This is a genomic window from Clostridium kluyveri (assembly GCF_001902295.1).
GTDB lineage: Bacteria > Bacillota > Clostridia > Clostridiales > Clostridiaceae > Clostridium_B > Clostridium_B kluyveri_B.
This window is the reverse complement of the sequence record NZ_CP018335.1, coordinates 2,010,543-2,024,190: the sequence shown is the minus strand read 5'-3', so window position 1 is coordinate 2,024,190 and position 13,648 is coordinate 2,010,543. Positions and strand designations below refer to the sequence as shown.

Sequence of the window (13,648 nt, the reverse complement as noted above, 5' to 3'; positions counted from 1 at the left end):
TTTTAACGTAAATATACATTTAAAGTATTTTATACATATCTTTTTCATGTTTTTGTTTTACCTCTAGCATATTATGGAGTACTAGTTTTATAGCTATAATATCATCTAAATAGCCTATTGGAAATATATAATCAGGTATAATATCTACAGAAAGTATAAAATAAAGCAATCCACTTCCAAGTAGGGCATGAATCTCTTCTGGAAGACTTTCATCACAGAATTTTTTGTACATTTCCTTTAATTCCTCTATAAAAAAACCATCTCCATTTACAGCTTCTATTTTTTTATTAAAATTTTTATATATGATGCTTTTCCCTTCTTCTGTAAGAGCATATATTTTATACTTTTCCAGTTCTTCTTCTATTTTTGACAAATCACATTTGTAATTTAATAAATCAGGTAATTTTAAGAGCTCATGGATGTTTTTTATAAGGGAAGGTGAATCCATGGGATCTTCATCATTTAAAGATGTCATGTCATATCCGTCCGCTATTAATAATTTTTTTATAGGCACATTTAAATATTTAGAAAGAATCCTAAGGTGATTCATATTTGCTCTTTGTTTGCCATTTACAATTCTTGAAATGGTGGCAGTATCTATTCCACTTATAGAACTTAATTTACGCATAGAAAGTGAATTTTCTTTTAATAAAGTTCTAATCATGGAGCCTAATTCAGATTTTTTTTTGTTTTCATACACGCTTATCTCACTCCTTAATTAATTAAAAGGTTATTTAAGCTAAAATCAATAATTAGTTATATTAAAGTATATGCATTAGACACTACGTTAGTATAATTGACTTTAATAATTTTGTTAATGTTGAATTTATTTCAATATTAATTTGAAAAATAAGAAACAATTTCTACATATAAGTATACTATGATATTAGATTCAGTTAGAGATGTAATCTATTTTGGAGGTAACAATATAATGAATGGTTCAAATGAAAATAGATTAGAAGGATTTAATATAAGTAAGTCAAAATTTTATAATACTATAGATAGAAAAGAAAAAAAATATTTAAGTCGCAGTACATTATTATGGACAGTTATAGGACCAGGACTCTTAGCTGCCATGGGAGACAATGATGCTGGAGGGGTAATATCTTACTGTGTAACAGGTATGAAATTTGGCATAAGTCTATTTATACCTCTGTGTATTTCTCTTATTATAATACCTTATGCAGTTCAGGAAATGTCAATGAGGATTGGAACTATAAGTGGAAGCAGTCTTATAAAGCTTATCGGAAAATATTATGGAGGATATTGGGTAAAATATCATGTAGCTGCTTTGATTGTTGAAAATATTTTAATGCTTTCCACAGAATTTATAGGTATGACTGCAGGCTTAATTGTTATTGGAATACCTATTTGGATGGGGACAGCTATCAGCTTAATACTTGTGTTATCAATTATTATATTTGCAGGATATAAGAAGAAAGAGAGAATGGCACTTTTAATTGGTAGTTCCAATGTGATATTTATTGTAATTGCCTTTATTGTTCATCCAAGTGCAGTGACTAGTTCATATAATTTTATGTCTTTAAATCTAATCCATGGAAATAATGATTTATTATGGTATACTGCAGCTATTGCAGGTAATTCAATAGCTCCATGGATGGTATTTTTTCAAAACAGTGCTTATATGGATAAAGGAGGTACAGGAGAAAGTCATATTTTTGCAAGACGTCTGGATATTCGTATAGGATGCATAGTTCAGGTAATAATCGCTATTTGTATACTTATCTCTGGAGCGGCATTGTTTGGTCATGTACAGAATATAGAAAATGCAGGACCTGCTGAATTGATACTTGGTTTTACAAATTATTTTGGCAGAGGTATAGGTATATTATTTGCTCTTGGCATATTTAACGCAGGCCTTCTAGCCTCAATTACTATATCACTATCCTCTTCCTGGTGTGTGGCAGATGCCTTTAATTGGCCCCATAGTTTAAATAATAAAATAAAAGAAGCCCATAAATTTTATGCCGTATATATGGGAAGTGTAGCTGTGGCCGCACTAATTATTTTAGTACCTAATCTCCCTTTAAATTATATGGCACTTATTACTCAGATAATAGGCGGAATTATAATGATTCCTATTATAATTTTTATTATATTGCTTTCAAATAAAAAAGATATTATGGGCAAATATAAGAATAGCTTGTTCATAAATATAAGAGCTTATATAATTGCAGTAGTGCTGATAGGAATAACTATACTTCTTTTATGGAGTTTTTTATAAATATATAGTGTATTAAATTCATAGAAGTAAATACTTGTACCTTAAGAACTTTCGTGATACCATGGTACAGTATGGAATAATCTATTTAATATAATATATGAGAGTATCTTTTATCTTTATTTAAACATGTTTTAATTCAGGGAGAAGGTTTCAGAGTGAAAAATGATAATATTTCTATTTGGCATAGAACATTTATTTTAACTTTTACACTTATATCTATTATAATGTGTATAGTTTTTAACGTACTTTTATTTTATGGACTGTTTATAAGTGTAATTTTTTCTTTATGCATGTTCAAAGTATGTGGTTTTACTTTTAAGGAACTTTTAATAATGATTATAAATAGTTTTATAGAATGCAGGGAACTTTTTATATTAATAGTACTCATAGGAATAACTATTCCAATATGGTTTTCTTCAGGGATCATACCTGCTATGATGTTTTATGGATTTGATTATATAATAGGCAAGAATTTAATATTTGTAGCATTTATATTTACATCCTTAGTTTCAATTTTTATTGGTTCTGCAGTTGCATGTATAAGTACTATAGGAATTGCATTACTTGGCCTCGGAAAAGTGTTTCAGGTTCCAGATTATATTCTCCTTGGGGCCATTGTTTCAGGTGCATTTTTAGCAGATAAACTTTCTCCAATTTCAGGACTTGTAAATCTTATGATTTCTACTATTAGAATATCTTATAAGAGAGCACTTATATATATGTTGAGGACTACTTTACCTGCTTGTATAATTGTATCTATAGTTTATTTCTATATGGGCAGAAATTATACTATAGCAGAATATGCATTAGGTGATTTCCAAAAATCTATTGGGGAAAATTATTTTATGTCTCCTCTGCTTTTATTAGTACCAGTTTTAATATTTTTGTTATGCTTTTTGGGCATAAAGATGGTTAATTCCCTACTTGCAGGAGTAACTGTAGGAACAGTAATAAGTATCTTTTGTCAAAAAGTATCTTTAGTAAAAATTTTTAGTTATATACTATTTGGATATAAAGGTAATACTACTTCTTTAGAATTGAATAAAATATTGGTGGGAGGAGGAATTCAGTCAATAATCAGCATATTTTTTATAATAATGATGGCTGTTGCTTTAAGCAGTATATTTAGTGGCACTGGAATTATAAATCCCATAATAAATAAAATGATTTCTAAAGTAAGATGTAAAGAAGAGATTATTATAAAAACAGGGATCATAAGTGCTATATTAACTATAATCTGTGATCAAAGCATGGGAATAATATTACCTGGAGAACTTTTAAGAGATAAATATAAAAAATTGAAAATTGAAAATTATGTTTTAGCTAGAACCATATCTGATACGGGAGTTGTGATGGCTCCATTAATACCATGGAATGGAAATTCGCTGTTTATTCTAGCACTTACAGGAATATCATCAATTAAATATGGACCTTATGCATTATTGTGTTATGTTTTACCTATAATTACTTTATGTCTGAGTATTTTTACAAAGAATATTCCGAAAAGAGAATTGACGGATTGCAAAAAACTTAGAGTTTAAGCTTTTGTCTTAGATGAGTAAATATTGGAATAATACAATAAATAAGTATATTTATAGTTGCAGAAGGGTAAATCCTTATATATAATAATAAATAGGTAAATTTAAAATCACGGAGGTGTATATTATTAATAAAGTTAATAACTTAAATGAAGAAATTAGAGTAGAGAAAGTCAGATTGGTAGGGGAAAAAGATAGTATTATTATAAATACTAAGGAAGCTTTAAATATAGCCAGGGAAAAGGGTATGGATTTGGTGATGGTGTCACCACAGGCTAAACCACCTGTATGCAAGATAATGAATTATAGTAAGTTTGTCTATGAACAGTCTAAGAAGGCAAAGCTTGCTAAAAAAAATCAGAAAATTGTTGAGTTGAAAGAAATTAGACTAAGTGCTACTATTGAGGAAAATGATATAGAGATTAAAGCTAATAATGCAAGAAAGTTTTTGGATAAAGGTAATAAGGTTAAAGTATCTATAAGGTTTAGAGGGAGACAAAATAATTATACAAATTTAGGTAGAAATGTTTTAAATGTATTTTTGGGTAAAGTTGGAGAGGAAGTATCTGTAGAGAGAGCTCCTAAATTAGAGGGGAATAATATGTTTATGATTTTAGCTCCTAAAAAGCAGTAGGTCTAATAAAAATATAGGAAGTTCTATCAGGACTTGGCGAATTAAGTCCTGATTTTATTTTTTTTGCAAAAAATACAACAATTTTGCATACTCTGTTTACAAAAAAAAATTAGTGTATTATAATAAAAATATATAGTGAATGATATTGAATGTCATTATCGTAAATTTAATTGAAATATATTTAGTTATTGTATGGATAATGATTTGTGGGGAGAATGTTTTTTTAAAGAAATAATGCCTAGCATGAAGAAATAACGTTTTAAATAAATTCATATCATGGTTTTTGTAGAATTTGTAGAAGAGGAGGAAGTATATTATGATGCCGATTACAATGATAAAGGTAGGAGAGACAAGTAGTATTAAGAATATTCTAGGTAATGACGATGTTCGCCGCCATTTGGAACATCTCGGATTTGTTCTTGGGGAACATGTAACTGTAGTGGCTGAAATAGCTGGAGATATTATTGTAAATGTAAAAGATGCTCGTATTGCCTTAAATAAATCTATGGCAAAGAGAATTATTGTATAGCATATTTATAAGGGAAAGGAGATAAGTATATGAAAACATTAAAAGACATCAAATGTGGTGAAACAGTTACTATTGTTAAGGTACATGGAAAAGGTGCCATTAAAAGAAGATTTATGGACATGGGTTTGACTAAAGGTACTGAAATATATGTGCGTAAGGTAGCTCCTCTTGGAGATCCTGTAGAAATTAATGTAAAAGGTTATGAACTCAGTCTTAGAAAAGAAGAAGCTTTAATAGTAGAAGTTAGTTAGATTAACACTTCACTAAAAGTTATAAATTTAAAGTGATTGACACCAATTAGGAGGGATGTAAATGTCAATTAAAATTGCTCTTGCTGGTAATCCAAATAGCGGTAAGACAACTATGTTCAATAATTTAACAGGCAGTTCCCAGTACGTGGGCAATTGGCCTGGTGTTACTGTAGAAAAGAAGGAAGGTAAACTTAAAGGTCATAAAGATGTTATTATTCAAGATTTACCGGGTATCTATTCTCTTTCTCCCTATACTCTGGAGGAAGTTGTTTCAAGAAATTATTTAATTAATGAAAAGCCGGACTGTATTATAAATATTGTTGATGGTACCAATATTGAAAGAAACTTATATCTTACTACACAGCTTACGGAAATTGGCGTGCCTGTGGTTATGGCTTTAAATATGATTGATATGGTTCGTAAAAATGGAGATACCATAGATATAAGGAAACTAGGAGAAGCTATTGGCTGTGAAGTTATCGAAACATCTGCATTAAAAGGCATTGGCTCTAAGGAAGCAGCTGAAAAAGCAATACAGCTTGCCAAAATGAAGGTTGTTTCTTCACCAGCGCATACTTTTTCAAAGGCCGTAGAAAGTGCTTTGTCAGAAATTGAAAATACTATAAAAAATAATTTAAATGGACTAAATTCTCGCTGGTTTGCTATAAAATTATTTGAACGGGATGAGAAAATTGAAGAACAGATAACTCTCCCAGATGATATAAAAGAACGTATAGAAAGTATTATAGATGAGTGTGAGAGAAAATTTGACGATGATAGTGAAAGTATTATTACAGATGAGAGATATTCTTATATAAGCAAAGTTGTAAAACAAGCTGTTCATAAGAAGAATAGAAGTAAATTAACAGTTTCTGATAGAATTGACAAGATTGTAACCAATCGTATTTTGGCATTACCTATTTTTGCAGTTGTTATGTTCCTTGTTTATTATCTTTCTATTTCAACAATAGGATCATGGATGACCGATTGGGTAAATGATGTTTTGTTTACTGATATTGTACCTAATGCAGTGGAAGGTTTTCTAACAGCTATAGGTACTGCTCATTGGTTGAATTCTCTTATTTTAGATGGTATCGTTGCCGGTGTAGGTGCTGTACTTGGCTTTGTGCCTCAAATGATGGTATTATTCTTATGTCTTGCTTTACTTGAGGACTGTGGTTATATGGCACGTATTGCATTTATTATGGATAGACTATTTAGAAAATTTGGATTGTCAGGTAAGTCTTTTATTCCAATTCTTGTGGGAACAGGCTGTGGCGTTCCAGGCATTATGGCAAGTAGAACCATTGAAAATGAGCTTGATAGGAGAATGACAATTATGGTCACTACTTTTATACCTTGCGGTGCAAAATTACCTATCATTGCCTTAATTGCAGGGGCTTTATTTCCGGGTTCTGTTTGGGTTGCACCTTCTGCATATTTTTTAGGAATTGCAGCTATTATTGTTTCAGGTATTATTCTAAAAAAGACGAGGGTTTTTGCAGGAGATCCGGCTCCTTTTGTAATGGAACTTCCAGTATATCATGTACCAGGTGCTAAAGGTGTTCTCATTCATACATGGGAACGTTCAAAAGCATTTGTTAAGAAAGCAGGAACTGTAATACTTCTTGCTACTATCGGCGTTTGGTTATTAAGCTCATTTAGCTGGACTTTTAAAATGGTGGATATAGAACAATCCATACTTGCTAGTATAGGAAATGTAATTGCACCTTTGTTTGCACCACTTGGATGGGGTGATTGGAAGGCTGCTGTAGCTTCAATAACTGGATTAATAGCTAAGGAAAATGTTGTAGGAACTTTTGGTATTCTTTATGGTTTTGCAGAAGTGGCTGAAGACGGTGCACAGGTTTGGGGAAGTCTTCAAGCGGCATTTACTCCTCTTTCAGCATATACATTCCTTATATTCAATTTATTATGTGCTCCTTGTTTTGCTGCCATAGGTGCTGTTCGTAATGAAATGGCTTCAGCAAAATGGACATGGGCTACTATTGGCTATCAGACTGTATTTGCCTATATTATTGCATTGATTGTATATCAATTAGGTTCATTGTTTGCAGGCGGAGGTTTTGGCATAGGTACAGTTGTTGCTATTGCTCTAGTTTGTGTATTGATTTACCTCTTATTTAGAAAACCTGTTAAGGTTAATAATAAAGTTAGTGATTCTAAAAAACAGGAGGCGGTGGTATAATATGTCTACTGTCATAGTTGGAGTAATTTTATTTGGCATAATAGCATTTGCTGGATATAAAACTTATAAGTCTCACAAAGGAGGCAGCGGTTGTGGCTGTGGTTGCTCTGGCTGCGATAAATCTGAAAATCATGAACACTAAAATATAAAAACAGCTGGAAAATCTGTCCAGCTGTTTTTATATTTTAAAACTGTGATTCTTTAATGAAAAAAGTCTAAAATGGTTAAATTACAAAGTAGTATATTCAATAAAAAATGATCCTTTGATATAGTGTAGTGTATTTACAAAAAAAAATTAGTATATTATAATAAATTATGTATAAATGATATTGAATATCATTATTAGAATGTTTTTAATAGAAATTTATCTGAAGATTGCCGTTTTTTATTATTTCCCAATTGTTTAAATCAGAGGACAAGCATCGGCATGCTTCTGGATAAGTTATTAGTTTAGATAGAGAAAAGTAGCATTTATGTTATGGGCGAACTTTATCTGAATTTTAGAATAACTTTATACATAATTTAAAGTTGGACAAGATAATGATCTAGATGTGAATGAGAAAAAGGAGGAGGTGCCATGTATGATGCCATTAAATGGTGTAGCTATAGGGAGATATGCTGAGGTTAACGATATACAAGGCAGTGAGCGTATATGTAAAAAAATAATGGAAATGGGATTGAATAAAGGAATGGTTATACAGATGGTTAGAAATGACGAAGGACCTTTAATTATAAAAATAGGGGAAACCAGACTTGCACTGGGAAGGGGAATGGCGCAAAAGGTTATAGTGAAAGAAGTGTAAAGTAAATAGTTAATTCATGAACTCTTATATATTTATTATTGATAGTGAAATTTAATATCATTACATAACAATTAATATACGGTAAGAATTTTAAAACAGTAAATTTGAGAGTGTTATTATCATACTAATAAAAACGGCATTAGGAAATTGAGGTATTTTCTGTTGCTGTTTTTGTTTTATTATAATTAAAAACATTATCTAAAATCGAGTAAACAAAATGTCAGAAACTCTTCAGGCACTTCGTGTTAATTTATGAGAAGCTTCTTGAAGGAAGAAAAAGGGGAAATTTAAATATTGGATTGCAGCTATAGTAAAATATAAAGCTATAGATTATAAAAGAAAGTTTTTTAAACAGAACACCAGATGAATGTATAGATAATTATAATTCCAGGGACGATATAAACGTATAGAATGTTCCCTGATTGTTGAATTTTGACGAGCACTTATGTAATGTGTAATGATGCCTTAAAAGGGGCACTGTAGTTTACTTAAGCTATTTTTATTGACAAACTAATATATTTGTTATACAATCTATATGACCAAATGTTTAAGTATAGTCATATGGATAGGAGTGATATTGTGCCAAAAGGTTTTACTGAAACTGAAAAAGAAAGAATCATTACTATTTTACGAGAAGAGGGACAAAAACTATTTGTGTCACATGGTATTAAAAAAGTGACAATTGATGAACTTGCAAGTGCTGCACACATTGCAAAAGGTTCATTCTATTCATTCTATCAAACCAAAGAAGAACTGTTTTTAGATATTAGTACTTACTACCAGCAAAAATTATTCAACGACCTTGAATCAATTCTATCGTTTGATAATTATTCTGATAAGAAAAAGGTTTTTCTATTTCTGAAAACCGCCTTAGAAAAGCTTACTGAGTATCCTTTGCTTGGTATGGTGAATTCTGAAATAATTGAACTTCTATATCGTAAATTGCCACAGGAAAAAGTTGATGCGGAATTAAAATCTGATATTTTAAGGCTTGAAATATTTAAAAATCATAAAATTAGATTTAATTATCCACATCCTATAGTGGCTAAGGTGTTTCAAAAGGCAATGATAGCCTGTATACAGAATCAATCTGATAGTGATAACAGCATAATAACAGATATTTTACTTCAAAGCATTGTTGAAAAGGTTGTGAAGGATTATGAATAGTATCATTGCAACAGATAATATATCTAAATATTATGGAAAATTAGCAGCAGTAAATAATGTTTCATTAAATGTTTCTGAGGGTGAAATTTATGGATTTTTAGGTCTTAACGGTGCAGGTAAAACCACAATGATAAGAATGCTGCTAGGAATGATTAAGCCTTCAGAGGGCAAGGCTTATATAAATGGCAATATTGTGAATGCAGGAAATTATAGGTTATGGGAAAATGTTGGCTATATGGTTGAAATGCCGAATGCCTACCCCGAACTTACTGTATATGAAAACCTTGAAATTGCAAGGAAACTCAGAAATATAAAAGATATTTCAGTTTCAAAAAGAATCATTGAAAAGCTTGCTTTAACTGAACACATCAATAAAAGATCAAAAGCTTTGTCACTGGGCAACAAACAAAGGTTGGGCATAGCCAGAGCACTAATACACATGCCGAAAATATTGATTCTGGATGAACCGACAAATGGGTTAGACCCAGCTGGAATTGTTGAAATACGGAACTTGCTTAAAGATCTTGCTGCAAACATGGGGATAACAATACTTATTTCAAGCCATTTGCTTGGGGAGATTTCTAAAACAGCAAGTAGAATTGGTATCATTCATCAAGGAAAATTGATAAGTGAGTTCAATGCTCATGATTTTGAAAATTTGAGGGAGAAAACGGTACTAATTGAAGCAACTGATAATAATCGTGCAAAATCAATACTTTTAAATAATGGCTACAAAATTACTGAAAGTAAATCTGTTCTAACATGTTGTGATGAAAAAGCTGTTATGCACCCGGAGAAAATAGCTGAAGTACTTGTAAAAAACGAATGTCCTCCTAAATCTTTATTTACAAGGAACGAGGAGCTTGAGTCGTATTTTTTTAGAATTATCGCACAAAAGGAGGTTTGATGATGAACGCTTTATTTACAGTTGTGTTAACAGAATGTCTTAAAATAAGAAAATCAAAGATTTTTTATATATCCGTTATCAGTTTCTTATTCTTGCCTTTGGTTTGCAGTTTATTTATGTTTATAGCAATGCATCCCGATTTAGCACAAAAGTCTGGAATAATAACGCAAAAGGCTAAAATTATATCGGTTGCAGGTTGGCAGTCGTATTTAGGTCTGATTTCTCAGATGATTTCGGTTGGTGGTATTATACTTTTTGGATTTATTACAAGTTGGACTTTTGGAAGGGAGTACTCAGATGGTACGATAAAGGATTTACTTGCCTTGCCATTGGCGAGAAGTATAATTATAACTGCAAAATTTATCTCGGTTATCCTTTGGAGTACATTTTTAGCCATCACTGCATTCCTAGTAGCGACCATTATTGGGGTGTTAATTTCTATACCCGGATTTAATATGCAGATTTATTTAATAAATGCTGGTACGTATTCTGTTTGTAGTTTAATAGCGATTTTCTTAAGTTCTCCAATCGCTTACTTTGCTTGTTTTTTTGACAGGCATCACTGGTGCAATAGCAACATTTGTATGGTGGAGATATGCAGATCAACAATAAAACTCAACTAATAACTATATTCGGTTGAGAATATTATTAAATTTACTTTCAAGTAATTTGAGTTTCCGGGGTGGAAAGCTTAATTAAGGTTTTCAATCTCTTTTCATTTTTGTAAGATAATTTTAATGATATAAGAAAGGATATGAGGTATGAAAAATAACACAAATAGTAAAACTTATAGTTTTTTAGATTTTTTTAAAAGCGAATCTTTTAGTGGAATAATATTGTTAATTTGCACTGTTACTGCAATCCTACTAGCAAATTTAAGTTTTGCTCCAATTTACAATGAAATATTACATAAGAATATAACAATTGGGTATAAAGCAACATCTGTATCAATGCCAATTTCTCATTGGATTAATGATGGATTAATGGCAGTATTTTTCTTTGTAATTGGTATGGAAATTAAGAAAGAGCTGTTAATTGGGGAGCTTAAATCCTTAAAAACAACTATACTGCCAATTGCTGCTGCTATAGGTGGAATAGTTGTACCGGCAATTCTCTATGCATTATTTAACTATAATCAACTAACTATCAATGGTTTCGGAATTCCTATGGCAACGGATATTGCATTTGCATTAGGGGTAATTTCTTTAGTTGGTAAAAAAGCACCTAAGGGGATTGTAGTTTTTCTTACAGCTTTGGCTATAGTTGATGATTTGGGAGCAATTATTGTAATTGCAATATTTTATGGCACTGAAATATCATGGTTTTACTTTTTATTAAGCTTAGCTATTGTTGGTGTGCTTATATTAGCAAATAAATTTAAAGTGAAATCTTCAGCTATTTTTATTATTATTGGAATTGTACTATGGTTTACTATGTTCAAATCAGGTATACATGCTACATTGGCAGGAGTATTACTTGGAATGATAATACCTGGTTCAAGAGATGAAGAAGTATTTAAAGAATCAATGCTAAATAAACTTGAACATGCAATATCACCATGTTCTTCTTATTTAATTATGCCTATATTTGCATTAGCTAATGCAGGAGTAGTTATAAATATGAGCAGTCTTTCAACAATTATGTCAACACCTGTTAGCGTAGGAATTATTTTAGGACTTTTCTTAGGAAAACAATTGGGTATATTTGGAGTTTCAACAATATTAGTAAAATTAGGTATTGCTAAGTTTCCTTTAGGAGTAAACCAAAAACACTTATATGGTGCAAGTGTGCTTGGAGGCATTGGATTTACAATGTCAATATTTATTTCATCTTTATCATTTTCAGATGAAGCTATATTATCTACAGCGAAGATAAGTATAATAGCAGCTTCGCTTTTATCTGCAATATGGGGATTAATAATTTTTGCACTTATAAAACCTGAAACTGATAATGTGAATATTGTTTAAGGATAGTAGAAAAGGAAATTTCAAATTAAAATGGAAAACAGCCTCAAAGAAATTTCAGACCAAAGTTAATGAATTCAATAAGTGGATAAAAGAAAATAGAAATCTTCCACTAGGTCTAATATGGGAAAAAGTAAATTAAAAACTACAAGGATATTATAATTATTATGGTTTTAGTGATAATTGGGGTAACTTACTGAAATACAAAAGGCAAATCATAAAATCACAATGTATTACTGGTTAAAGAAGAGAAGCCAACGAACTAAATTAAACTGGGATAAAATAGGCAGATTGTTAGAATATTACCCATTCGTAAATCCTAAACCCAATTCTTTAGTTAATCTAAATCCTACTTATGAAATAGGTTCATATGGGGAGCCGGATACCTTAATTGGGCACGTCCGGTTCTGAGAGGGGCGGTATCTGTGAAGATTACCGTCTACTTACTTAACCAGGAGCAAAGTAAAAAGTATACTCATAGCTTTAAAGAGTATACTTAGAATATAGAAGTTAAGTCTGTCCTACAATGTTATATGCGTCTATAGGAATCTTTGAGCCATATTCTTTTGAGATAATACTTGTTGTATCATCAATATATATATACTAGACAATTTTGTAATAGATGAAGACTTAATACTTAAAGTTCTTGATCTTCAATTTTATTTGTTGATATTTCATCACTTTTACCATAAAAAATGAATTAGCTGAGTTCCAATTTTCAACTACATTAAGTCCTTCATGTATTTCTATTCTCAATTCTTCTGAATTTAAGGTATCCATCAACAGCTAAACTATATCCAAATTTATAATCTATAGCTGCCTTTTAATTTTTTATAGAAGAATAAAAATTATTAAAAAAATCTATAATATTATTTTTTGACACATACCATTTACTTGATAATACATTATTTTTACTATCACATGATGTAATATATATTTTGTTAGAAAATATAATTAAAGTTTGATAAGCTATTTTTGATGATGGTTTATTTACTATTTTTATTGAATATATATTACCCTCTAAATTATTTTCTGAATCATTTATTTCTGTTAAGTTTAAAGAATTTTTAAATTTTAAGATAGTGTTTTTATCAGTACTATTTATAGATTTCATTTCACCTAATTTATATATGTAAATGGTATCTATATTTTTACTTAAAAAATTCTTGGTCGTATTATTTCTATTTATATACATTAAGCATAATAAAATACAAATTATTATACTTAATAAAAAAATTAAAATATATATTTTTTTCATATATACACCTATTAAATAAAATTTTACCATTAGAGGCAATGCCGGCCGCCTTGTCATATACTGAAAAGCATATATCGTAAAGTAACTAGTAAGCGTTTATTTTATCCAATGCTGGTATTACCCCTATTAGAAGTACCTACAAC

Annotated in this window: 14 protein-coding genes and 2 pseudogenes; 13 read left to right on the top strand and 3 right to left on the bottom strand. The window is 30.4% G+C overall.

The genetic code is table 11. The features are described 5' to 3' along the window. Positions 1-19: 19 nt before the first annotated feature. Positions 20-700, bottom strand: a complete 681-nt coding sequence (locus BS101_RS09835) for a DUF1232 domain-containing protein (RefSeq protein ID WP_073538661.1) — start codon at positions 698-700, stop codon at positions 20-22. Positions 701-880: 180 nt separating this feature from the next. Between BS101_RS09835 and BS101_RS09830 the strand changes: the two genes are divergently transcribed. The 13 genes and pseudogenes from BS101_RS09830 to nhaA all read left to right on the top strand — a co-directional run bounded on the left by BS101_RS09830 (position 881) and on the right by nhaA (position 12,250). Next, a complete protein-coding gene (locus tag BS101_RS09830) occupies positions 881-2,245 on the top strand; it encodes an NRAMP family divalent metal transporter (RefSeq protein ID WP_073538660.1) in 1,365 nt (454 codons plus the stop codon). Between the two features lie 155 nt (positions 2,246-2,400). Next, complete coding sequence (locus BS101_RS09825) at positions 2,401-3,786, top strand: Na+/H+ antiporter NhaC family protein (protein ID WP_073538659.1); 1,386 nt, start codon at positions 2,401-2,403, stop codon at positions 3,784-3,786. 115 nt (positions 3,787-3,901) lie between these two features. Continuing rightward, a complete protein-coding gene (infC, locus tag BS101_RS09820; RefSeq protein ID WP_083585687.1) occupies positions 3,902-4,417 on the top strand; it encodes a translation initiation factor IF-3 in 516 nt (171 codons plus the stop codon). 316 nt (positions 4,418-4,733) lie between these two features. Continuing rightward, positions 4,734-4,946 carry a FeoA family protein gene (locus BS101_RS09815; protein ID WP_012101998.1) on the top strand — a complete coding sequence of 71 codons (213 nt, stop codon included), beginning with the start codon at positions 4,734-4,736 and terminating at the stop codon, positions 4,944-4,946. Between the two features lie 29 nt (positions 4,947-4,975). Continuing rightward, on the top strand, positions 4,976-5,197 hold the full coding sequence (locus BS101_RS09810; protein ID WP_012101997.1) for a FeoA family protein: 222 nt from the start codon (positions 4,976-4,978) through the stop codon (positions 5,195-5,197). Positions 5,198-5,258: 61 nt separating this feature from the next. Then, complete coding sequence (gene feoB / locus BS101_RS09805) at positions 5,259-7,406, top strand: ferrous iron transport protein B (protein WP_073538657.1); 2,148 nt, start codon at positions 5,259-5,261, stop codon at positions 7,404-7,406. 1 nt (position 7,407) lies between these two features. Then, the gene (locus BS101_RS09800; protein ID WP_073538656.1) at positions 7,408-7,548 is read left to right on the top strand and encodes a FeoB-associated Cys-rich membrane protein; all 141 of its coding nucleotides are present in this window, start codon (positions 7,408-7,410) and stop codon (positions 7,546-7,548) included. Positions 7,549-7,987: 439 nt separating this feature from the next. Next, positions 7,988-8,209: a FeoA family protein gene (locus BS101_RS09795; RefSeq protein WP_012101994.1), complete on the top strand. Its 222-nt coding sequence runs from the start codon at positions 7,988-7,990 to the stop codon at positions 8,207-8,209. A 271-nt stretch (positions 8,210-8,480) separates the two neighbouring features. After that, positions 8,481-8,567, top strand: a pseudogene (locus BS101_RS24580) (sigma-70 family RNA polymerase sigma factor); the annotation flags it as partial. A gap of 221 nt (positions 8,568-8,788) precedes the next feature. Then, on the top strand, positions 8,789-9,376 hold the full coding sequence (locus BS101_RS09790; RefSeq protein WP_198039583.1) for a TetR/AcrR family transcriptional regulator: 588 nt from the start codon (positions 8,789-8,791) through the stop codon (positions 9,374-9,376). Further along, positions 9,369-10,283, top strand: a complete 915-nt coding sequence (locus BS101_RS09785) for an ABC transporter ATP-binding protein (protein WP_073538654.1) — start codon at positions 9,369-9,371, stop codon at positions 10,281-10,283. Before BS101_RS09790 ends, BS101_RS09785 begins: the two co-directional genes overlap by 8 nt. Then, positions 10,283-10,906: an ABC transporter permease gene (locus BS101_RS09780; RefSeq protein WP_083585685.1), complete on the top strand. Its 624-nt coding sequence runs from the start codon at positions 10,283-10,285 to the stop codon at positions 10,904-10,906. Before BS101_RS09785 ends, BS101_RS09780 begins: the two co-directional genes overlap by 1 nt. Before the next feature lie 138 nt (positions 10,907-11,044). After that, positions 11,045-12,250 carry a Na+/H+ antiporter NhaA gene (gene nhaA / locus BS101_RS09775; RefSeq protein WP_073538652.1) on the top strand — a complete coding sequence of 402 codons (1,206 nt, stop codon included), beginning with the start codon at positions 11,045-11,047 and terminating at the stop codon, positions 12,248-12,250. A 563-nt stretch (positions 12,251-12,813) separates the two neighbouring features. Here the strand turns inward: nhaA and BS101_RS09770 are convergent. Continuing rightward, positions 12,814-13,018: pseudogene (locus BS101_RS09770) on the bottom strand (Tn3 family transposase); the annotation flags it as partial. A 52-nt stretch (positions 13,019-13,070) separates the two neighbouring features. Then, positions 13,071-13,442, bottom strand: coding sequence for a hypothetical protein (locus BS101_RS09765; RefSeq protein WP_198039582.1), 372 nt, complete (start codon positions 13,440-13,442; stop codon positions 13,071-13,073). Between the last annotated feature and the right edge of the window lie 206 nt (positions 13,443-13,648).